The organism is Bacillus sp. AMCV2 (assembly GCF_056033925.1).
The window spans coordinates 3,679,704-3,701,027 of record NZ_JBVYIB010000002.1 but is presented as its reverse complement, the minus strand read 5'-3'; the positions used below and the strand labels follow the sequence as shown (position 1 = coordinate 3,701,027).

General features: G+C 46.8%; 19 protein-coding genes and 1 pseudogene. 12 read left to right on the top strand and 8 right to left on the bottom strand.

Annotated features, from left to right (window positions below; genetic code table 11):
- Genes albE through sboA form a run of 7 tightly spaced genes read right to left on the bottom strand, consistent with a single transcriptional unit; the run spans position 1 to position 4,955 of the window.
- Positions 1-1,161: an antilisterial bacteriocin subtilosin biosynthesis protein AlbE gene (gene albE, locus AC0OMA_RS19110; protein WP_080030755.1), complete on the bottom strand. Its 1,161-nt coding sequence runs from the start codon at positions 1,159-1,161 to the stop codon at positions 1-3.
- Positions 1,151-2,461, bottom strand: coding sequence for an antilisterial bacteriocin subtilosin biosynthesis protein AlbD (gene albD, locus AC0OMA_RS19105; protein WP_041518103.1), 1,311 nt, complete (start codon positions 2,459-2,461; stop codon positions 1,151-1,153). Before albD ends, albE begins: the two co-directional genes overlap by 11 nt.
- Positions 2,454-3,173, bottom strand: coding sequence for an ABC transporter ATP-binding protein (locus AC0OMA_RS19100; protein ID WP_015384927.1), 720 nt, complete (start codon positions 3,171-3,173; stop codon positions 2,454-2,456). The genes albD and AC0OMA_RS19100 overlap by 8 nt, the downstream gene beginning before the upstream one ends.
- Complete coding sequence (gene albB / locus AC0OMA_RS19095; RefSeq protein ID WP_003222006.1) at positions 3,170-3,331, bottom strand: antilisterial bacteriocin subtilosin biosynthesis protein AlbB; 162 nt, start codon at positions 3,329-3,331, stop codon at positions 3,170-3,172. The genes AC0OMA_RS19100 and albB overlap by 4 nt, the downstream gene beginning before the upstream one ends.
- A gap of 12 nt (positions 3,332-3,343) precedes the next feature.
- Positions 3,344-4,690 (bottom strand): subtilosin maturase AlbA, encoded by a 1,347-nt coding sequence (gene albA / locus AC0OMA_RS19090; RefSeq protein WP_015483832.1) that lies wholly within the window; start codon positions 4,688-4,690, stop codon positions 3,344-3,346.
- Positions 4,691-4,714: 24 nt separating this feature from the next.
- A complete protein-coding gene (gene sboX / locus AC0OMA_RS19085) occupies positions 4,715-4,867 on the bottom strand; it encodes a bacteriocin-like protein SboX (protein WP_010886632.1) in 153 nt (50 codons plus the stop codon).
- Positions 4,824-4,955, bottom strand: coding sequence for a subtilosin A (gene sboA, locus AC0OMA_RS19080; RefSeq protein WP_003222002.1), 132 nt, complete (start codon positions 4,953-4,955; stop codon positions 4,824-4,826). Before sboA ends, sboX begins: the two co-directional genes overlap by 44 nt.
- Positions 4,956-5,267: 312 nt before the next feature.
- Here sboA and AC0OMA_RS19075 point away from each other — a divergent pair, with 312 nt between their 5' ends.
- From AC0OMA_RS19075 to fnr, 4 genes are all read left to right on the top strand, one after another.
- Positions 5,268-5,696, top strand: a complete 429-nt coding sequence (locus AC0OMA_RS19075; RefSeq protein ID WP_003243604.1) for a YwiB family protein — start codon at positions 5,268-5,270, stop codon at positions 5,694-5,696.
- Positions 5,693-7,363 carry an arginine--tRNA ligase gene (gene argS, locus AC0OMA_RS19070; protein ID WP_474222345.1) on the top strand — a complete coding sequence of 557 codons (1,671 nt, stop codon included), beginning with the start codon at positions 5,693-5,695 and terminating at the stop codon, positions 7,361-7,363. The genes AC0OMA_RS19075 and argS overlap by 4 nt, the downstream gene beginning before the upstream one ends.
- Before the next feature lie 134 nt (positions 7,364-7,497).
- Positions 7,498-8,685 (top strand): nitrate transporter NarK, encoded by a 1,188-nt coding sequence (gene narK / locus AC0OMA_RS19065; RefSeq protein WP_041518101.1) that lies wholly within the window; start codon positions 7,498-7,500, stop codon positions 8,683-8,685.
- A gap of 98 nt (positions 8,686-8,783) precedes the next feature.
- On the top strand, positions 8,784-9,500 hold the full coding sequence (gene fnr, locus AC0OMA_RS19060; protein WP_003227573.1) for a fumarate/nitrate reduction transcriptional regulator Fnr: 717 nt from the start codon (positions 8,784-8,786) through the stop codon (positions 9,498-9,500).
- 32 nt (positions 9,501-9,532) lie between these two features.
- Here fnr and AC0OMA_RS19055 read toward each other — a convergent pair whose 3' ends face one another.
- Positions 9,533-10,252, bottom strand: coding sequence for a YwiC-like family protein (locus AC0OMA_RS19055; RefSeq protein WP_015483830.1), 720 nt, complete (start codon positions 10,250-10,252; stop codon positions 9,533-9,535).
- Between the two features lie 143 nt (positions 10,253-10,395).
- On the opposite strand from AC0OMA_RS19055, the gene arfM reads away from it, so the two are divergent.
- The 8 genes and pseudogenes from arfM (at position 10,396) to AC0OMA_RS19015 (ending at position 21,321) form a co-directional block, all read left to right on the top strand.
- The gene (gene arfM / locus AC0OMA_RS19050) at positions 10,396-10,872 is read left to right on the top strand and encodes a Crp/Fnr family transcriptional regulator ArfM (protein WP_003243032.1); all 477 of its coding nucleotides are present in this window, start codon (positions 10,396-10,398) and stop codon (positions 10,870-10,872) included.
- A 216-nt stretch (positions 10,873-11,088) separates the two neighbouring features.
- Entirely contained in the window at positions 11,089-14,775 is a 3,687-nt protein-coding gene (locus AC0OMA_RS19045; RefSeq protein ID WP_015384920.1) for a nitrate reductase subunit alpha, read from the top strand.
- Positions 14,765-16,228 (top strand): nitrate reductase subunit beta, encoded by a 1,464-nt coding sequence (gene narH / locus AC0OMA_RS19040; protein ID WP_014481212.1) that lies wholly within the window; start codon positions 14,765-14,767, stop codon positions 16,226-16,228. The genes AC0OMA_RS19045 and narH overlap by 11 nt, the downstream gene beginning before the upstream one ends.
- A 25-nt stretch (positions 16,229-16,253) precedes the next feature.
- Positions 16,254-16,808, top strand: coding sequence for a nitrate reductase molybdenum cofactor assembly chaperone (narJ, locus tag AC0OMA_RS19035; RefSeq protein WP_015384918.1), 555 nt, complete (start codon positions 16,254-16,256; stop codon positions 16,806-16,808).
- Positions 16,805-17,476 carry a respiratory nitrate reductase subunit gamma gene (gene narI / locus AC0OMA_RS19030; RefSeq protein WP_015384917.1) on the top strand — a complete coding sequence of 224 codons (672 nt, stop codon included), beginning with the start codon at positions 16,805-16,807 and terminating at the stop codon, positions 17,474-17,476. Before narJ ends, narI begins: the two co-directional genes overlap by 4 nt.
- Positions 17,477-17,667: 191 nt before the next feature.
- Positions 17,668-17,873: pseudogene (locus AC0OMA_RS19025) on the top strand (YitT family protein); the annotation flags it as partial.
- Positions 17,874-18,002: 129 nt separating this feature from the next.
- Positions 18,003-19,505: a cardiolipin synthase gene (cls, locus tag AC0OMA_RS19020; protein WP_015384915.1), complete on the top strand. Its 1,503-nt coding sequence runs from the start codon at positions 18,003-18,005 to the stop codon at positions 19,503-19,505.
- An 88-nt stretch (positions 19,506-19,593) separates the two neighbouring features.
- Positions 19,594-21,321 carry an ABC transporter ATP-binding protein gene (locus AC0OMA_RS19015; protein WP_015384914.1) on the top strand — a complete coding sequence of 576 codons (1,728 nt, stop codon included), beginning with the start codon at positions 19,594-19,596 and terminating at the stop codon, positions 21,319-21,321.
- Positions 21,322-21,324 lie beyond the last annotated feature (3 nt).

Below are 21,324 nucleotides of genomic sequence, written 5' to 3'. Positions count from 1 at the left end.
TCATCCCCTTACTACATGAGCTCCGATATAATTGATGGTCGCTATGAATTGCAATACATCACGGCATGTAACCGCTGAGATGCCATCCAGCAAGGCTTCTTTCGTGCAGGAGAAGCGGCGCAGGATCCCCATATAGGCCAATAGACCTTCGGGAGAATCGAATTGCAGCAGCAATTCATTGCGTAAAAACTGCTTTGCCTGTTCTAGTTCCCTCTCATCTGTATGAAAAGCTGAAACAGCTTCCAAAACGCGCGGGGGAATGTCTTTCTCATGAAGCTGATCTGTACATATTGAAACAAGCAGCAAATTGTTCATGACATCGTAACGGGTGATAACGTGATAGACTGCCAGATCCTTCTCTCTGAAGTGCTTGAATAAAGCGGAATGGCCGTACTTTCCCAGTAATCCGTCTATTAGCTGTATTTTGATATAATCGCTGGCATCTTTCATCTCTCCGCAGTCAAATCCGAGTGTCAAGACGGAAGGACCTGCAGCGCTGCGTGTCTCTGTTTCAAAAACATGCCGGTTTACGGGTATTCTTCCGGACGTTACAGCGGACGTTTGCGGGGCATGTCCCCGAACATCACATGCTTGTGCTTGTCCCAATATGTTCAGCTGTTTTTGCTGGGACCCTAAATCAACGATAAAGTCCGTTGCGTCGAGAAACCGTTTAGGATGAATCGCCTTTATCCTGTCTCTCCGGCCAAACATGCCTGTGCCGTACATCGGGTTTCCGAAGACCTCCTCAGCCAAGCGCGCCGCCGAGTAGGAGAAGGGATCAGTGAATTTCTTTTCGATTCTCAGCAGCAGCTCATTCCTGGCCTTTTCAACTGCTTCGAATGAAAGAGAAGAAGGGAAAGACAAGTCTGCAAAAGTTTTCATCAGGGCGTCAACATGAAGATTCCCGTTATATAATGGGTGAATCAAACGGGTCCCGCAGGTTTTCAGCTGCTGATCAAAAAAGAGATTCGCTGAGTACATGAAACGGCTGCCGGCAGCATAACCAAAAGCGTCAATCATCTGCTCCTTCAGGTATGCAGCGGCGCCGTAAAAATAAATCGTTTCTTCCTCAGGTTCCGCCGCGCTTTCGATTGGTTTCAGAAAGCTCGCGGCGATTGAAATAGTTGAAAATTGATGAGTCTTCAGCAGGTTAACTTCCAAGCCGTTCTCTTTTGCTTGTATCAAAGAAACCACCATCCTGTTTTTGCAGGTAATAGACTATGACCAGACCGGCTATCGGAATGACCGCCAAGGATACAGCGGTGCCGGCTAATGTGGCTAAGAATAGGGGAAGACAAAACAGATAAGACCGATATTTTGAGAAACCGCTCCATAGCTGCTGCTCCGTCTGCCAGCTGAAGGAGGGCCTTTTTTCATCCGCAGTTAACCTGATATACGCTCCCGCCAGCAGCAACTCAATGCACTGCAAAAAAGTGAGAACTGAAATCGGACGGCCGCTGATGAAACCCACAATCATCACGACAAGGAGAAATCCGCCTGCCAATAGGCCTGAATAAAAGCGATATTTCGCCCAAAACATCGTTTTCCGCTTGATCGGAAGCGTGATGAGCAGCATCCGGTCATTTTTTTCAATCGAGTACAAAAGGGCGATCGGCGAGCAGATGAGCAAAAGCGCGGAAATCACGATATAAATCACTTGCTGATTGAAGATGCCGGTATTCATCATCTGGAACGAAAAGAAGCCGCTGAACGCCGCCATTACCGCGTAATTTAACAGCATCGCTTTAGAAGAGATAAATCGGTTCCATTCTCTTTTGTAAAACGAAAATTTAGATCGCCGCATAAATGAATGCATCTTGCTCTGCTGCGGAGGCGCCTGTAGAAAGACAGGAAAGTCAATGATCACCGCCCACAGCATATGCACCGCGCAAAGCGGAAGCGTGGCGGCCGGCATCAAAGCGGCGCTGAGACATACACAGGCGAATATCGCCGCATGCAGCAGAAACATCAAGTTTTTCTTTTTGACGAAATGGTTGCTTAGCACAACTCCGAAAATAATGGAGTAAACGGTAAAAAACGAAAACCTGCCGAGCCAAAACAATGTTTGCGCCCCTAACAGCGTTCCGTTTCCAAATAAGAACAGCGGTAAAATAAAAAAGAATAAAGTTCTTCTCAAACAGGTATCGACAAACAAAACGACACTCTGGGCGAGCCAAAAGCTCCGTGAAGAAATCGGCAGCAGGCAGCTCAGTTTCATATAAGATTCCTTCCATTGAGATGTCACAGAAAGAAACACCATATATGCGTTCATTAAGAGAAGCGCGAGTATGATATACGTTTTGCGCAACACCGATTCATCAATGCCGGCCTGGCGGATCAGCCCGATTTCAAACACGGCGAGAATGACAAGGCCTGCGGCAATGCGGATGGCGTCCTTTTTCCCTTGCCGGCTGTAAAGCTGTTTGAACAGCAAAGACATGATGGGGATTATGTTATTCATGGCCGATCACCTCGAAAAATTCCCGCCGCAGATCGGTCTCCTCTCCAATCGGAATGACCTTTTGGATCTGTTTGTTGTGAAGAATGGCCGCATAATCACAAAATCTTTGCACGACATCGAGCAGATGAGAAGAAAACAAAATGGTCCCGCCTTCTTCACAGTACTCACGCATTTTTTGATAAAAGACCTCTATCGATTCCACATCCAAACCGACGAGCGGCTCATCCAAAATAAACAGGGGAGCGCGCAGCAATAAGCCTGTCATCAATACAACCTTTTGCCTGTTCCCCAAGGACAGCTCTGAAATTCTCCTGTTGATGTATTTCGAAAAATGAAAGGCCTCGGCCAAACTGGCAAACTGCTGCTCTGAAAAATCCTTTTGATAAAGCGAATGGACGAAAGACACATAGTCCTTCGCCGTAATTTCTGTAAATAGCAGCGGGTAATCGGCGGCGAAGTAACGGTGAGTCTTCAGCTGATCTGATGTTTTCTGCGGCATGCCGGCCTCCGCTTCAATTCCGCACAGTGTAAAGCGCCCGCTGAAATTGCGGTTCACGCCTGTCAGCGTATTAATCAGTGTCGTTTTTCCGGCGCCGTTTACCCCAAGCAGCCCGTAAACGGCGCCTTTTTCTAAATGTAAATCCACTTGTTCTAAGATGACGTTGTCCCGTTCATACCAAACGGATACATCGTGTATATCCAAAATGCTCATCGCGAGTCAGCCTTCCGCGCGCGCATCCCGAACAGAATGGCAATGGCAATGAAAATCAGCGTAAACAGATAATCGCTTTTGACAAAATAGACGACTGCGCCGATGACAAAGATAAATGAAAGGATATACAGTAAAATTCTTCTTTGTGCTGGTGACAAATCGTTTCCCTCCTAAATAAGCTGGACCACGTCTTCTAATTGTTCATTTTTCGCCCAAGAGCAAATGTTTTTTCGGTGATATTTGTTAGAGTTCAGCCCTTTTAAGTAACAGCCTCCGCAATAGCCGCTGAACGGGCATTTGTCTTTCATGCAATGTTCGCTGAACCTCGGCGCTTGCGCTTGCCACAGTTTATGGACGAGAGGGGAGTTAAAGATGCTTTCATAGGAATCTTGAAAAATATTTCCCAATGAAAATTCCTTTGGAAAGAGGGCGCAAGGACGTACTTCGCCGAACGGGCTGATCACAATGGACTTCCAGCCAGCGCCGCAATTTGCCGCGCGTTTTCTCTCATAGGGAATAATCGGAATCAGGTCTTTAAACTCATCAATCACATTTTGCTCGTATTCCATAAACTTGCGGTGCTGCTCGGCGTCTTTCGTTGGATGGACAATATCCCTGCCTCTTCCGAAATCGTCAACCCAATTGTAAGAAAACGCCTTCGCCCCGAGATCCCGAACCTTTTGGGCCATATCGTGGATTTCCCACATGTTTTTTTCGAAGACAGACATGGCGACTCTGACAAATATACCGTGGTCACTCAACAATTTTATCGTTTTACAAGTTTGGGCAAAAGAGCCTTTTCTCCCTCTAAAGGAGTCATGGACCTCGGAATTGACACTATCAAGAGAAATGCCGACGATGATTTTTTGCTTGTAAGTCTTCAAAAGCTCCAGGCTCTCTTTTCGCATGAGTGTTCCGTTTGTTAAGACAGCGACTTTTTTGAACTTTTTACACACATAGTCAAGAATCTCATTGGCATTTGGATGGACAAAAATTTCCCCGCCCGTGATTTCGCATGTCAATACACCGTTATCAAACAGCATATCAGCCGTTTTTTTGAATTGCTCAATCGACACGGTGCCGAGCGCTTCAGGTGAGCTTTCCAAATAACAGTGGGCGCATTTCAAATTACAGCGGTGCGTCAGTTCAAAGGTGGCGTGCAGGGGCATCGGAAATTCATTGCTTCCGCTCGTGGTGATTGTATGGCGGCTTGCCCGGTTTCCAAGCTGAATAACCTGCTTGTTCTGGAGCATGTTGAGCATGTCGTAATACCAATCTTTATGGTCTTCCGGTGATTCATCATACACTGCACATTGCTCAGCTAAAATCTGCTCAGCTGTTTTTTGGCCATCCATGCGCATGCAGAGCTCGTAAGCCGTTTTGTTGAGATCCAAATACTCAAAGTCAGAAATGGAGACATTATCGCGCAAGTAGTCGATTTCTAACACGCCGCCCTCAGGAAGCTGGTGAACTCTTACACTTTCATTAATAAATGGAAACATCTGCTCTATAAACAAAATACCATCCCCTATACATATGATTCAAATGAAAAACGGTTGTGTATGTATATCCAAGAGGTAGATTTTAGTTAAAAATTGTAATTTACTTAAAAAGGGCATAGTAGAATGACTATGCCCTTTTGGGAGATCCTTACCCCCATAGACCGAATAGACCTGTTGCACCGGCAATTTCAAAATCAGGGATAGGACCGTCCACTAGACAAGCGGCTCCGATCGAGCATGTTGCACAACCTTTGTTTTCTACAATGACAGCTTTTTTCATAATTGAATCCTCCCTTTTTTTGTTTTTCTAGCAGATCTATGTTGTACTTTTATCTTAAAACTATCAAATTACTAATTCAATACATATAATTTGAAAAAAATGTGAAAAGGAAATGATAGATTTCGGAAAAATGTAACATTTCCTAAAGGTAATTAGTGATATGATTTTCTCTTCTATATAAGGAAATGCTTTTTATGAGGTTTATCTTCAAATCTGATGAGCAATGATGGTAAGATAGAAGCAGTTGAAGTTTACAAACCGAATGATTATACTATTCAAGTCAAAGTGGAATGATGAAAAGGACGTGTCAGAATGAAGCAAGAGACACCGATAACACTCCATGTGAAGTCTGTGATCGAGGATGACGGAAACCAAGAAGTCATCGAATTCCGCACCACCGGATTTTACTATGTAAAACAAAATAAAGTGTATCTATCTTATTATGAAGAACACGACTTAGGCAAAGTCAAAACGATTGTGAAAGTAAGCGAAGGCGAAGTCCTGGTCATGAGGTCAGGCGCTGTCAAAATGAATCAGCGTTTCGTAACGGGAGCCTCCACAATTGCTAAATATAAAATGTCATTTGGTGAGCTTGAGCTGAAAACAAGCACAAAATCGATTCAATCTGATCTCGATGAAGAAAAAGGCCGTATCAGCATCGCATATGACATGCATGTCGGAGACGAGCAGGAGCATTTACATAATATGACGATCACGTATGAGGGAGGAACTCACGCATGAACATTGCGGAACAAATGAAGGACGTGCTGAAAGAAGAAATCAAAGCGTCCGTTCTGAAAGCGGGACTGGCTGAAGAAAGCCAGATTCCTAATGTTGTTTTAGAAACACCGAAAGATAAAACACACGGCGACTACTCAACGAATATGGCGATGCAGCTGGCAAGAGTGGCAAAAAAAGCGCCGCGTCAAATCGCTGAAGAGATTGTCGCTCATTTTGATAAAGGAAAGGCTTCGATTGAAAAACTGGATATCGCCGGCCCGGGTTTTATCAATTTCTATATGAACAATCAATATTTAACAAAGCTGATTCCGTCTGTACTGGAAGCGGGGGAAGCATACGGGGAAACGAACATCGGAAACGGTGAACGAGTTCAGGTAGAATTCGTATCAGCGAATCCGACGGGAGACCTTCACCTCGGGCATGCGCGCGGGGCGGCTGTCGGCGATTCCTTGTGCAACGTGCTTTCAAAAGCGGGTTACGATGTAAGCCGCGAATACTACATTAACGATGCGGGAAACCAAATCAACAATCTGGCGCTTTCTGTTGAAGTCCGTTACTTTGAAGCACTCGGATTGGAAAAACCGATGCCGGAGGATGGCTACCGCGGCGAGGATATCATTGCGATCGGAAAGCGTCTCGCTGAGGAATACGGTGATCGTTTCGTTAACGAAGAGGAAAGTGAACGCCTCGCGTTTTTCCGTGAATACGGCCTGAAATACGAGCTGGAAAAGCTTCGCAAGGACTTGGAAAACTTCCGTGTGCCGTTTGATGTGTGGTATTCAGAAACTTCACTGTACCAAAATGGAAAAATCGACAAGGCGCTTGAAGCGCTCCGCGAAAAAGGCCATGTCTATGAAGAAGACGGCGCGACTCGTTCCCGCTCCACGACGTTCGGCGATGATAAAGACCGCGTATTGATCAAGAAGGACGGCACGTACACGTACCTGCTTCCTGATATCGCGTATCATAAGGACAAGCTTGACCGCGGCTTTGATAAGCTGATCAACGTTTGGGGCGCCGATCACCACGGCTACATCCCGCGTATGAAAGCGGCAATTGAAGCGCTGGGCTATGAAAAAGGAACGCTTGAAGTAGAAATCATTCAGCTCGTTCACCTTTACAAAAACGGCGAGAAAATGAAAATGAGCAAACGGACGGGTAAAGCGGTAACGATGCGCGACCTGATTGAAGAAGTCGGCTTGGATGCCGTGCGTTACTTCTTCGCGATGCGAAGTGCGGACACCCATATGGATTTTGACTTAGATCTTGCTGTATCAACATCTAACGAAAACCCTGTGTATTATGCACAATACGCGCATGCCCGTATTTGCAGCATGCTTCGCCAAGGGGAAGAGCAGGGACTTAAACCGGCGGCAGATCTTGATTTCAGCCATATTCAATCAGAAAAAGAATACGATCTGCTGAAAACGATCGGCGGCTTCCCAGAGGCAGTGGCGGAAGCAGCGGAAAAACGAATTCCGCACCGTGTCACAAACTATATTTATGATCTGGCTTCTGCTCTGCACAGCTTCTACAACGCAGAGAAAGTCATCGACCCTGAAAATGAAGAGAAAAGCCGCGCGCGCCTGGCTTTAATGAAGGCAACGCAAATTACGCTGAACAATGCGCTTCAGCTGATCGGCGTATCGGCTCCGGAAAAAATGTAATCACGATCAAAAGGACAAAGTCTTCGGGCTTTGTCCTTTTTTATGAGAAAAACGTGTGATGTAATTCACAATCCTGGTTGCCGGGTTTTTGTATGATAAGACTGATTATTGAATCATTGAAAGGGGCAAGCCAAATGATCAACCGTCAACACATTCAATTATCGTTACAGTCATTAAGCTTGGTGGCAGGGTTTATGGTTTGGGTGCTGATTTCATCACTCATTTCCCAAATCACATTAGATATTCATTTAAGCAAGGGTGAGATTTCTTTGGTGACGGCGATTCCTGTGATCCTCGGGTCGCTTCTCCGCATTCCTTTAGGGTATTTAACGAACAGGTTTGGCGCGCGGCTGATGTTTATGATCAGCTTCATCCTGCTTTTATTTCCTGTATTTTGGATCAGTATCGCGGATTCTCTGTTTGATTTAATCGCGGGCGGCTTTTTCTTAGGGATCGGGGGAGCGGTGTTTTCCATTGGAGTGACCTCCCTCCCGAAATATTATCCGAAAGAAAAGCACGGTGTCGTCAATGGGATTTACGGTGCAGGAAATATCGGGACAGCCGTTACGACATTTGCAGCGCCGGTTATCGCTCAAGCCGTCGGGTGGAAATCAACCGTGCAGCTGTATCTGGTTTTGCTGGCTGTCTTTGCCTTACTGCACGTTTTGTTTGGCGACAGGCATGAGAAGAAGGTCAAAGTTTCTGTTAAGACTCAAATCAAAGCCGTTTACCGAAATCATGTGCTATGGTTTCTGAGCCTGTTTTATTTTATTACGTTTGGCGCTTTTGTCGCCTTCACTATCTATCTGCCGAACTTTCTGGTGGAGCATTTTGGGCTGAATCCTGCAGATGCCGGCTTGCGGACGGCTGGCTTTATTGCGGTTTCTACGCTGCTCAGGCCTGCGGGCGGATTCCTGGCTGATAAAATGAGCCCGCTCCGCATCTTGATGTTTGTTTTTGCCGGGCTTACATTATCAGGCATTATCCTATCGTTCTCGCCGACAATTGGCCTTTATACGTTTGGATCATTAACCGTGGCTGTCTGCTCAGGCATAGGAAACGGGACTGTTTTTAAACTGGTGCCTTTCTATTTTTCGAAGCAAGCGGGGATTGCCAATGGGATTGTGTCTGCCATGGGCGGATTAGGCGGCTTTTTTCCTCCGCTCATATTGGCGAGTGTATTTCAGGCAACAGGCCAGTACGCGATCGGGTTTATGGCGCTTTCAGAGGTGGCATTAGCCAGCTTTGTCCTTGTCATATGGATGTATTGGCAGGAAAGAATGAAAACACACACGGAGAGAAACAGCCAGAGCATCAACTAACACTGGGGCATTCACAAGATTGTTAGTTTTTTCTCGATGGGTACAAATCAATTCACGTTACAATAAACACACAACGTGACTTTCTTCGAGGTGAGCTCATGAATTTTCTCTCTGTTCGACCATCTGATAGTGATCTTATATCCAGCGATCTGCATGAATTGCTGGAATCGATCAGCACGAAAAGAAAAATGGAAAAACACACGTATTTGTTTCGAGAAGGAATGGATGCAGAAGAGCTTTATCTGATTCAATCAGGACTTATTGAAATCGGCAAGCTGACATCTGACGGAAAAGACCTGACGCTTAGAATCTGCCAAAAGCATGATATCGTCGGAGAATTAACACTTTTCACTGAAGAACCGAGGTATATGCTCAGTGCAAAAGTGCTAGAGGATGGCGAGGTGCTCGTCATTAATAAAAATAAGCTGGAAAAAGAATTAATCCAAAACGGCGCTTTGACATTTGAGTTCATGAAATGGATGAGCACGCACCTCCGGAAGATTCAGTCCAAAATCAGGGATCTGCTTCTTCATGGCAAAAAGGGGGCGCTCTATTCCACCCTTATCCGTTTATCAAACAGCTACGGAGTGGAGCGAAGCGACGGCATTCTGATTAACATTGTCCTGACAAATCAGGATTTGGCAAAGTTTTGCGCGGCTGCACGGGAAAGCGTCAATCGTATGCTCGGAGATCTCCGTAAAAAAGGGGTTATTTCGATAGACGAATCCGGAAAAATTATTTTGCACAAGCGGGACTATTTACGATGTGAGATTGAGTGTGAAAATTGCCCGCTGGAGATTTGCAATATTGACTGAAAAAAACAAGGACAGCGGTGTCCTTGTTTTTTTCACCTTGTGATAAACAGGCACATGACGGCAAGAAAGAAGCAGGCATTCACGATTTCCAGAATGCCAATCGTTTTTACGGGCCAATCCCTTCCATGAAAAAACCATGCCCGCAAGCTGCTCGGGATAAAAGCGAGAAACGCCCATCCTGCTCCGAAAAGAGCGGATAAAAAGGGGAGCAGCAGGTGATATCCCCATGACCAGTATGCAAATGCCCTGTTTTTTCTTTCACGAATCACCGATTTCACATAAAAGGAACTCCCGATAAAAAATAAAGCAGACTGCAAGAAAATAAACCAAGCCCAGCCGTCGAGGGTTCCCATCCCCAGCCAGCAGCTCGCAAACCCGCCCGAACAAAAGAACAAGACACCTGCAACATCATTCAATAGGGCCCGTTCGTTTTTTCGGCGGGCAAAATACATATGTATGAAAAACAGCGGCAGTAAAGAAACGCCCACCCAGATGAGAGGCGGCTTATGAAAGACCGAGATCATCAAAAAGCAGCAGGCGGGAAAACCGTAATAACACATCCACTTTTGATATGGTTTGCTTTGTTTCTTTTTTAAGGCAAGCGTAACGGGATAAACCGCTAAGTATAGGAAAAGCCAACCAAGGAAGAGCGGAATATGCCAAATAACGGGGCCTCCCTTGACCATGCCGAGTAAAAATGGAAGCAGCAGCATCGCCCACGCGCCGTGCTGCTTCGGAATCAGCGCCTTCATCGAAATCCTCCTTTTTTCTTTCATTATAAATGCAGTCACCCTCCTGATAAGTGACATTCATCATACAGGCTGTGAAATACATCACTGCTGTACAGGCTCGATCGAGCTACACTAAAGCTATCCTTAGCACAGGAGGTTTTCCTATGAATCAGTGTGACTATTTATTATTTCTGAAACAACTTCCTATGTTTAATGAAGTGCCTCTATCCATTGTCGAAACCTTGCTGAAAAACGGCACGTTTATCCGCGGCTCATGTGATCAGTCTCCATCTTTTCTTCATTCTCAATCTGTTTATATTGTATTAAAAGGCAGTGTCCGTTTCATGGACACGAGGCTCCCTGAAGGATCGAAAACCGTTGCGCTGTGGGAAAAAGGCGATGTGTTTCCGATTGATGAAAAAGGCGGGCTTTATTTATCGCCCTTTATCTCAGTCAATGCCACTTCAGACATTCTGATTCTCAACATCCCATATTACATATTTAAGAAAATGATGTCTTATCATCCGCAGCTGCAAATGAACTTTTTGGCTATGCTTCAGCAAAATGTTTTTTGTTCCTATCAATTATTTTTGCGGTATCTGCATACATCACAGGATGAAAACGCTGAGCCCGGTTCTTAAATAGAGCCGGTTTTTTTGATCTTTGAATGAAAGGCGGCTAATGACCCAAGTGTCCTCCTGAACGCAGCCTTCCTCACATCCTGTGAAAATCCTTCCTTCTCCTTTGTGTGAACGTTTTGTGAAAAAAGCAGAGTGTGTGACATAGTTCACAAGGAAACACGCTGTCCCTGTTTATAGTGAACTTAGCATCACCTGACTCGGAAGGAGTGAACTCTCATGAAGAAAAAGAAAATGAGTCCGTTGTTTAGGAGATTGAATTATTTCTCTCCTATCGAACACCATTCAAATAAACATAGCCAAACCACCCGCGAAGATCGCGATTGGGAGAATGTATACAGAAACAGATGGCAGTACGACAAAGTCGTTCGCTCCACCCACGGCGTCAACTGCACGGGTTCCTGCAGCTGGAATATTTATGTGAAAAATGGAATTGTCACGTGGGAAGGACAAAACTTGAATTATCCTTCAACAGGCCCGGATATGCCTGATTTCGAACCGAGAGGCTGTCCGCGGGGGGCCAGTTTTTCATGGTATATCTACAGCCCGCTCCGTGTGAAATATCCATACGTGCGCGGTGTGCTGATCAATTTGTGGCGGGAAGCACTGCAAGAACATCAAAATCCATTGGAAGCCTGGAAATCGATCGTCGAAAACCCTGAAAAAGCGAAGTCCTATAAACAGGCGAGAGGGAAAGGCGGTTTTGTGCGCGCTGAATGGCCGGAGGTGCTGAAGCTGATTTCAGCCTCTCTGCTGTATACAGTGATGAAATACGGGCCTGACCGAAACGTCGGTTTTTCTCCGATTCCGGCCATGTCCATGATCAGCCATGCATCAGGCTCTCGGTTTATGTCGTTAATCGGAGGCCCTATGCTCAGTTTTTATGACTGGTATGCGGATCTTCCTCCGGCATCCCCGCAAATTTGGGGTGACCAGACGGACGTTCCGGAAAGCAGTGATTGGTACAATTCCGGCTATATCATCACATGGGGCTCCAACGTTCCGTTAACGAGAACGCCTGACGCGCATTTTTTGGCGGAGGCCCGCTATAAAGGCGCTAAGGTCATTTCGATCAGTCCGGATTTTGCGGAATCCTCAAAGTTCGCGGATGACTGGCTGAGTATTCGCCAAGGGACTGACGGGGCGCTTGCGATGGCGATGGGTCATGTCATTCTGCAGGAATTTTACGTGAACCAAGAAACTGAACGTTTTATTGAGTACGCGAAGCAATACACTGATTTTCCATTTCTCGTCACCCTGTCAAAAGAAAATGGCGTATACACAGCGGGACGGTTTCTGCATGCGAAGGACATCGGGCGGCAGACAAAGCATGATCAGTGGAAGCCTGCGGTTTGGGATGAACAAACAAGTTCATTTGCCATACCCCAAGGGACAATGGGATCGCGCTGGGACGGGCAGCAGAAATGGAACCTGCACATGATTGATGAAGAAACCGGGGAACCGATTGAACCCCGTCTCTCTGTGCTGGGAATAGAGGACGAAATCGGCACGGTGCGCATCCCGTATTTTTCAAATGACGGAAACAAAGTGCTCGAGCGGGATCTTCCTATTAAAAAAATGAACCTGAACGGCGAAGAAACGTACATCACGACCGTGTTTGACTTGATACTGGCTAACTACGGCGTGAACCGGGGCATCGGTAAACGATCGGCTGTCTCCTATGATGATCCTGAGCCGTTTACGCCTGCTTGGCAGGAACAAATGACAGGAATCAAAAAAGAAGCTGTCGTTAAGATTGCCAGAGAGTTTGCCCAAAATGCGATCGATACAGACGGCCGGTCCATGATTATCGTAGGGGCCGGCATTAACCACTGGTTCAACTCCGACACGATCTACCGAGCGGTGTTAAATCTTGTTTTACTTGTAGGCGCCCAAGGCGTAAACGGCGGAGGCTGGGCCCATTACGTGGGGCAGGAAAAGCTCCGACCTGCTGAAGGGTGGCAGACGATTGCAACTGCAAAGGACTGGGAGGGCGTGCCCAAGCTGCAAAACGGCACCTCATTTTTCTACTTTGCGACAGATCAGTGGCGTTATGAGGACCAGCCGATCAGTGATTTGGCATCACCGATTGCTGCGTCATCCCGCTACAAGCACCACGCTGATTACAATGTGCTGGCCGCGCGGCTGGGATGGCTTCCGTCTTACCCGACTTTCAATCAAAATGGCATCGATCTGTATAAAGAAGCTGAAAAAGCAGGGGCAGCAACACCCGAAGACGTAGGTGCGTACGTGGCCTCACAGCTCCAAGAGAAAAAACTGAAATTCGCGATTGAAGATCCTGATAATGAAGTGAATTTCCCAAGAAATCTCTTCGTATGGCGGGCAAATCTGATCTCAAGCTCAGGAAAAGGGCATGAATATTTTCTCAAGCATTTGCTGGGGACGACGAACGGTTTAATGAATGACGATAGCGACAGCATCCGCCCTGAAGAAATCAAATGGCGGGAGCAGGCGCCGGAAGGAAAGCTCGACTTGTTAATCAATCTTGACTTCCGAATGGCCGGTACGGCGCTGTATTCCGATATCGTGCTGCCGGCGGCGACATGGTATGAAAAACACGATCTCAGCAGCACAGATATGCATCCGTTCATTCATCCATTTGCTCCTGCGATCTCGGCTCCGTGGGAATCGAAGTCAGACTGGGATATTTTCAAGGCGCTGTCAAAAGCCGTTTCCGATCTGGCAGAAGAAGTCGATATGGAGCCGGTGAAAGAAGTGGTTGCGACGCCGCTCCTCCATGACACCATGCAGGAATTGGCCCAGCCATTCGGCAAAATCAATGACTGGAGCAAAGGCGAATGTGAAGCCATTCCGGGAAAAACGATGCCGAACATCCAAGTCGTTGAACGGGATTACAAACACATTTTTCATAAAATGACTGCACTTGGTCCGAACGTTGCTTTAAAGCCGAGCGGAACAAAAGGGATGAGCTGGTCAATAGCCGATGAATATGAATCACTCAAACAGAGATTGGGAGAAATCACCTCGGACAGTGTCGCAAAGGGTTGTCCAAATATAAGTGAAGCAAAGCAGGCAGCAGAAGCGATTTTAACCCTATCATCCACTTCGAATGGAAAGGTCGCAGTAAAAGCATGGGAATCACTTGAAAACATCACGAACCTGAAGCTGAAAGACCTGGCGGAAGAACGCGAGGAAGAATGCTTTACGTTCGAACAAATTACAGCCCAGCCGAAAACGGTGATCACGTCTCCAGCGTTTTCCGGATCTGAAAAAGGAGGGCGCAGGTATTCGCCGTTTACAACGAATGTTGAAAAATTAATTCCGTGGCGGACGCTGACAGGCAGACAATCCTATTATGTCGATCATGAACTGATGATGGAATTCGGTGAAACGATGGCGACATTCAAACCGATCCTCCAGCATCGCCCGTTTCTGAGCAAGCGGCCTGATCAAGAGGGAAAAGAAATCGTCCTCAATTATTTGACGCCGCATAATAAATGGTCTGTCCACAGCATGTATTTTGATTCTCTGCCGATGCTGACGCTGTTCCGCGGCGGGCCGACCGTGTGGATGAATAAAGATGATGCAGAGGACACGGATATCAAAGACAACGATTGGATTGAATGCTTTAACCGAAACGGTGTTGTCGTCGCGAGAGCCGTTTTGTCTCATCGGATTCCTAAAGGAATGGCGTTTATGCACCATGCCCAAGACCGCCACATCAACGTGCCCGGCACAAAGCTGACGAATAACCGCGGAGGCACCCATAACAGCCCGACAAGGATACACGTCAAGCCGACACAGATGATCGGGGGCTACGCCCAGCTCAGCTACGGCTTTAATTATTACGGTCCAACGGGGAATCAGCGCGACCTGAACGTCGTCATCCGCAAGCTGAAGGAGGTCGATTGGCTTGAAGATTAAAGCGCAAATCGGTATGGTCATGAACTTGGATAAATGCATCGGCTGCCACACGTGCAGCGTCACCTGCAAAAACACGTGGACAAACCGTTCCGGTGCGGAATATATGTACTTCAATAATGTAGAAACAAAGCCGGGCATCGGCTACCCGAAGCAATGGGAGGACCAGGACAAATATAAAGGCGGCTGGACATTGAAAAAAGGAAAGCTCGAGCTGAAATCGGGCTCGAAAACCAACCGGCTTGCAGGCCTTTTCTATAATCCGAATCAGCCGTCGATTGATGATTACTATGAGCCCTGGAACTATGATTATGAAACATTAACGAACAGCCCGCAGAAAAAACACCAGCCAGTAGCACGCCCGAAATCGTCCTTGACGGGGGATTTCATGAATATCGAATGGGGACCGAACTGGGAGGATGATCTCGCGGGCGGCCACATAACGGGACTTGAAGATCCCAACGTACAAAAGATGGAGGAATCGATCAAAACAGAATTCGATGAGGTCTTTATGATGTATTTGCCCCGTATTTGCGAGCACTGCATCAACCCGGCGTGCGTCTCATCCTGTCCATCCGGCGCCATGTACAAACGCGAGGAGGACGGCATTGTGCTTGTGGATCAGAACGCATGCCGTTCATGGAGATATTGCGTCTCATCCTGTCCTTATAAAAAAGTCTATTTTAACTGGCAAACAAACAAAGCGGAAAAATGCACACTCTGCTTTCCGCGTTTGGAGGCGGGACTGCCGACCATCTGCTCTGAGACGTGTGTTGGCAGAATCCGCTACCTCGGCGTCATGCTGTATGACGCGGACAAAGTGGAGGAAGCGGCATCTGTTGAAAATGAAAAGGATCTTTACCATTCCCAATTGGACGTTTTTCTTGATCCAAATGATCCTGAGGTTGCCAAACTGGCAAAAGAACAAGGCATTCCGGCTGAATGGATAGAGGCTGCGCAGCAATCGCCGATCTATAAAATGATCATTGACTGGAAGATTGCGCTGCCGCTTCATCCTGAGTACCGCACGCTGCCAATGGTGTGGTACATTCCGCCGCTCAGTCCGATTATGAATCTCTTTGAAGGAAAAGGCAGCCGGCAATCCGCAGAAGATATTTTTCCGGCTATCGACCAAATGAGAATCCCGATAGATTATTTGGCGCAGCTGTTAACAGCCGGTGATACGGATCATATTCGGTCAACGTTAAAGAAAATGTCTGTCATGCGCCAGTATATGAGAGCGATCCAGACGAATAAATCAATCGACCCGGAACTGATCTCCAGTGTCGGCTTAACAGAACAGCAAATTGAAGATATGTATCGGCTGCTTGCGATTGCCAAATATGATGACCGCTTTGTGATACCGAGCAGTCATCGAGAAGAAGTTTCAGATTTATATGCTGAACAAGGGAGCTGCGGCTTATCATTTTCAGGCGGCCCCGGCTCCTGTTTCTAACTTTTGATAAATGAGGTGTAACAAGATGAACACCACAGACCGGCAAATGACGTTCTCCGCTCTTTCCTCTCTTCTCTCTTATCCGGATGAAGAGTGGAGAGCTGAGATTCCCGATTGGAAGGCTCTTATCCATGAAATCAGCAACCGGCAAATCCGGGAGAAGCTGCTGCACTTTTTCGAGGCGTCAGCTAGCTTTTCACCGGAAGCGCTGATTGAACACTATGTCTATACATTCGACTTTGGGAAAAAAACAAATATGTATGTCACCTACTTTAACTCGGGCGAGCAAAGGGAACGCGGCGTTGAATTGCTGCATTTAAAAAACACATACGAGCAATCCGGTTTCCTGCCGACAGAGAAAGAGCTGCCTGATTATCTGCCGCTGATGCTAGAATTTGCTGCGGCTGCAGAAATTGAAGCAGCGAGAAGCGTGTTTGAGAAATATCTGTCCAATGTGAGGGAGCTGGCATCCCGTCTCGAAAAAAATGACAGTATATACGCTGAACTGCTGCACGTGCTGCTGGCCGCGCTTGAAAACATCGGCGTACGTGAAAGCGTTGAAGGGGCTGTTCAGGCATGAGCGGGCAGATCCTCTGGGGCGTGATGCCATACATTGTATTGACAATCTTTATCGGCGGCCATATTTACCGCTACCAGCATGACCAATTTGGCTGGACGGCGAAATCAAGCGAGATGTTAGAAAAGAAAAAACTTGCGGCGGGCAGCACACTTTTTCACTGGGGACTGCTGTGCGTTGTCGGCGGGCATGTCATGGGGATTCTGATCCCGGAAGGCGTGTATGCTTCCCTTGGCATTTCAGAGCATATGTATCACAAAATGGCGATTGGCGCTGGCTTGCCGGCGGGCATTGCGGCATGTACCGGACTTGTCATCCTGACGTACAGAAGGCTGTTTGACAAAAGGATCCGCAAAACGAGCTCGCCATCCGATATCCTTACGCTCCTCCTGCTGCTGTTCATGATGCTGTCAGGCGTTGCGGCCACGTTTCTCAACATTGATTCGAAAGGATTTGATTACCGGACCACAGTCGGGCCCTGGTTCAGGGAAATCGCTTTGTTCCGGCCTGACCCCTCGTTGATGGAGAGTGTCCCGCTATGGTTTAAGTTTCATATTGTGATAGGATACGTCGTTTTTATCCTGTGGCCGTTTACGAGATTGGTTCATGTGTTCAGTCTGCCGCTCAAGTATCTGACCCGCAGCTACGTTGTATATCGAAAACGCTCGTGAAAATCCCCCTTGCAAGAGGGGGATTTTTTTATCTTGATGAAAACATAAGATATCTTCTGCCAAGGTAATGGCTGGGCGGCCGGGAATCCTGTTGTGTTTGTATTTGGAAATAACATCAAGAATGAAACGGATTTTACTCATTTTAAACCGGGGAACAGCCAGATTATGACTCAGCCTGACTAACTTGTTTCATTCCTTTCTTTCTGATCAATATCCCGTTTTATATATTTTCTCTCATCAGAATGGGTATCAAATTCACTCTATCCACCGTATTTGCAGTCACAGCGCCGCCTCTTTTTCGGCGCTTGCCGGAGTGCTGAGCGGGTTCGGCCTGCCGCTCATGTTGTCACTCGGCGTTGCCAATAGTCTTGCTTTATTTCTGCAGAAACGATGCGGATGAATTCCGTGACAGTTAGTTTTCTCTAAACTTCTCCTCCTTGGCGGAGAGGTTTTTTACTTACAAGGTTTATCGATTAGAAAAAAGAGGTAATACAGAGGTAATTGAATCAGATTGGAGAGAATCAGGATGCTGAAAAGGAGACTGGAATTTTTCTTTTTATATATGATGCTCATCGGGGCATATGTCATTTGGTTTTTTCCGGTTTCCAGGCTTGAGTTTTACGGAGGATTGCTTTGCTATATAAGCATTATTTTGTTCAGCATCTATTCATTAATTCTTGAAAACCGCACCTCGCAGCACACGCTGCTATGGATCCATATTCTTGTCTTTTTTCCAATCGTCGGCTACGTGTTTTATCTGTTTTCGGGACAGCTTTATGTAAAGGGAAAGCTATTTAAGACAAAACGAATGTACAACAGGGAAAAGCTCAGGAAGCTGTTTGACAAGGAGGAAACGCCCGAAGTGACAGGGCTTAAGGACAACCAAGAGAGGTTCTTTACATATTCCATCAGGGCTGCCCATATGAATATCAATACGAAAAGCAACATCAAAGTGCTGAAAAACGGCGAAGAAACCTTCCCGGACATTTTCAAAGCAATGAGAAAAGCGGAATCTTACATACATATTGAATACTACATGTTTAAATCAGACATGCTCGGACGCGGCATGATGGACATTATGATGGAGAAAGCGCGCCAGGGTGTCGAGGTGAGGTTTTTATACGATGCGGCAGGAAGCATTAAGCTGGCAAGAAGAGATATTATGAGAATGAAACAAGCGGGGGTGGACATCGTACCGTTTTCTCCGCTGAAATACGGGTTTTTCAACCAGAAGCTGAATTTCAGAAATCACCGGAAAATCGTGATCATCGATGGGAAAACCGGTTTTGTGGGCGGATTAAATGTTGGGAAGGAATATATCAGCAGAGATCCGTACATCGGATTTTGGAGAGATACACACCTGCGGCTTGAGGGGGAAATTGTGCAAACGCTCCACGCTATCTTTATGCTGGATTGGGAATACGTCTCCAATGAAGTGCTAATTGATCAAGAGGAGTACAATACCCCGGTTCCCGTGGAAGGAGGAGGCATTTATCAAATTGTCGCGACAGGCCCTGACATGAAGGAAAGCATGAGCGACCTTTATTATGAAATGATTTCTTCAGCGCAGAAATCAATATGGATCGCCACGCCCTATTTTGTCCCCAATGAATCCATTCGCACGGCGCTAAAAGCAGCGGCGACAAAGGGGGTAGAGGTAAGGGTTATGGTGCCGGAGAAGAACGACAGCTTTTTGACCCAATACGCTTCGAGATCCTATTTCCCGGAGCTGCTCCTTGAGGGCATTGAAGTGTACTCCTACCAAAAAGGCTTCATGCATCAAAAAGTCATGATCATTGATGGCGATCTCGCCTCCGTCGGTACCGCGAATATGGACATGCGCAGCTTTCAGCTCAACTTTGAAGTGAATGTGTTCTTCACGGATGCCGAAGCGATCCGAACCCTTGAGACCCATTTTGAAGAGGATATGCAGGAAAGTGAAAAGCTCAGCCCTGTCGGCTTTTATAAAAGAGGCGTGGCTGACCGGACAAAAGAGTCATTTGCCCGCCTGTTTTCAGGTGTTCTGTAAGAAAAAAGAAATCTGATCTTTCAAAACAGCCCGTGTATAGTATAATTGAGAAATATTATCAGTTATTTATACATTGGGGGAAGATAGGGTGCTGCGGCAATTTTTTTCATATTATAAACCATATAAAACGTTGTTCTTTCTCGACTTTTTCTCAGCGATCGCGGGAGGTTTAATGGAGCTGAGTTTTCCTTTGATCGTCAATTATTTTATTGATACCTTGCTGCCGGGCAGGGACTGGGGGCTGATCATCGCGACCTCAATCGGCTTATTTGCGGTGTATGCGCTTAGCTCGGCTCTTCAGTATATCGTGACCTACTGGGGACACATGCTTGGTATCAATATTGAGACTGATATGAGAAAGTCGCTTTTTGACCATTTGCAAAAGCTCTCGTTCAAATTTTACGACAACAACAAGACGGGAACGCTGATGTCGAAGCTCACGAACGATTTAATGTATATCGGTGAAGTCGCCCATCATGGTCCGGAAGACTTATTTATTGCAGTCATGACCATTCTCGGGGCGTTCGGAGTGATGCTGTTTATTAACTGGCAGCTTGCTTTATTAACGTTTATCATTATGCCGATCGTCATTTGGCTAGCGCTTTATTTCAACAAAAAAATGACCAAAGCGTTTACCACGCTGAACAAGGATATCGGAGACTTCAGCGCGCGTGTAGAAAATAACATCGGCGGTATCCGGCTTGTGCAGGCGTTCGGAAATGAAGCGTTTGAAAAAGAACGCTTCGCCGTCAACAACCAGCGTTTTCGTGTCACAAAGCTTTCTTCCTACAAAATCATGGCGAAAAACGGGTCAATCAGCTATATGCTGACCCGGTTTGTCACGCTGTTTGTCCTTTTGTGCGGGACGTGGTTTGTCATTCGCGGCTCCTTATCGTACGGGGAATTTGTGGCGTTTGTGCTCCTGACGAATGTGCTGTTCAGGCCTATTGACAAAATTAATGCCATTATCGAAATGTATCCGAGGGGGATCGCGGGTTTCAAAAGCTATATGGAGCTCATGGAGACAGAGCCGGACATTCAGGATTCACCTGATGCGAGAGATGTTTCCGGCCTGAAGGGCAATATCCGCTATGAACATGTTTCGTTTGGCTATGATGGACATCACAATGTCCTCAATGACATCAACCTATCCATTCAAGCGGGGGAAACGGTGGCGTTCGTTGGTCCGTCAGGTGCGGGGAAATCAACGCTTTGCAGTCTGCTGCCGCGTTTTTATGAAGCATCGGAGGGCGACATTACGATTGACGGCACCAGTATAAAAGACATGACGCTTTCTTCGTTGCGCGGGCAGATTGGCGTCGTGCAGCAGGACGTTTTCTTATTCTCGGGCACGCTTAGAGAAAATATCGCCTACGGCCGATTAGGCGCATCAGAAGAAGACATTTGGCAAGCTGTGAAGCAGGCGCATCTGGAAGAGCTCGTCCATAACATGCCCGATGGGTTGGATACTATGATTGGCGAACGCGGCGTGAAGCTTTCCGGCGGGCAAAAACAGCGTCTGTCAATTGCAAGGATGTTCTTGAAAAATCCGTCGATCTTGATTCTCGACGAAGCCACCTCAGCCCTTGATACAGAAACGGAAGCGGCGATCCAAAAGGCGCTTCAAGAGTTGTCTGAGGGGCGCACGACGCTTGTCATCGCCCACAGGCTGGCGACGATCAAAGACGCGGACAGAATTGTAGTCGTCACAAACAACGGTATTGAAGAACAAGGCCGTCATCAAGACCTGATCGAAGCCGGAGGCCTATACAGCAGGCTGCATCAAGCGCAATTCGGGCAAATGGTGCATCGATAGGAG

Bases quoted from the DNA above. Each gene is read 5' to 3' on its own strand.
- albD (WP_041518103.1), bottom strand. From the start codon at position 2,461: ATGAATAACATAATCCCCATCATGTCTTTGCTGTTCAAACAGCTTTAC.
- arfM (WP_003243032.1), top strand. From the start codon at position 10,396: ATGAATCAGTGTGACTATTTATTATTTCTGAAACAACTTCCTATGTTT.
- AC0OMA_RS19100 (WP_015384927.1), bottom strand. From the start codon at position 3,173: ATGAGCATTTTGGATATACACGATGTATCCGTTTGGTATGAACGGGAC.
- argS (WP_474222345.1), top strand. From the start codon at position 5,693: ATGAACATTGCGGAACAAATGAAGGACGTGCTGAAAGAAGAAATCAAA.
- fnr (WP_003227573.1), top strand. From the start codon at position 8,784: ATGAATTTTCTCTCTGTTCGACCATCTGATAGTGATCTTATATCCAGC.
- narJ (WP_015384918.1), top strand. From the start codon at position 16,254: ATGAACACCACAGACCGGCAAATGACGTTCTCCGCTCTTTCCTCTCTT.
- cls (WP_015384915.1), top strand. From the start codon at position 18,003: ATGCTGAAAAGGAGACTGGAATTTTTCTTTTTATATATGATGCTCATC.
- narK (WP_041518101.1), top strand. From the start codon at position 7,498: ATGATCAACCGTCAACACATTCAATTATCGTTACAGTCATTAAGCTTG.
- AC0OMA_RS19045 (WP_015384920.1), top strand. From the start codon at position 11,089: ATGAAGAAAAAGAAAATGAGTCCGTTGTTTAGGAGATTGAATTATTTC.
- AC0OMA_RS19055 (WP_015483830.1), bottom strand. From the start codon at position 10,252: ATGAAGGCGCTGATTCCGAAGCAGCACGGCGCGTGGGCGATGCTGCTG.
- sboA (WP_003222002.1), bottom strand. From the start codon at position 4,955: ATGAAAAAAGCTGTCATTGTAGAAAACAAAGGTTGTGCAACATGCTCG.
- AC0OMA_RS19075 (WP_003243604.1), top strand. From the start codon at position 5,268: ATGAAGCAAGAGACACCGATAACACTCCATGTGAAGTCTGTGATCGAG.
- narI (WP_015384917.1), top strand. From the start codon at position 16,805: ATGAGCGGGCAGATCCTCTGGGGCGTGATGCCATACATTGTATTGACA.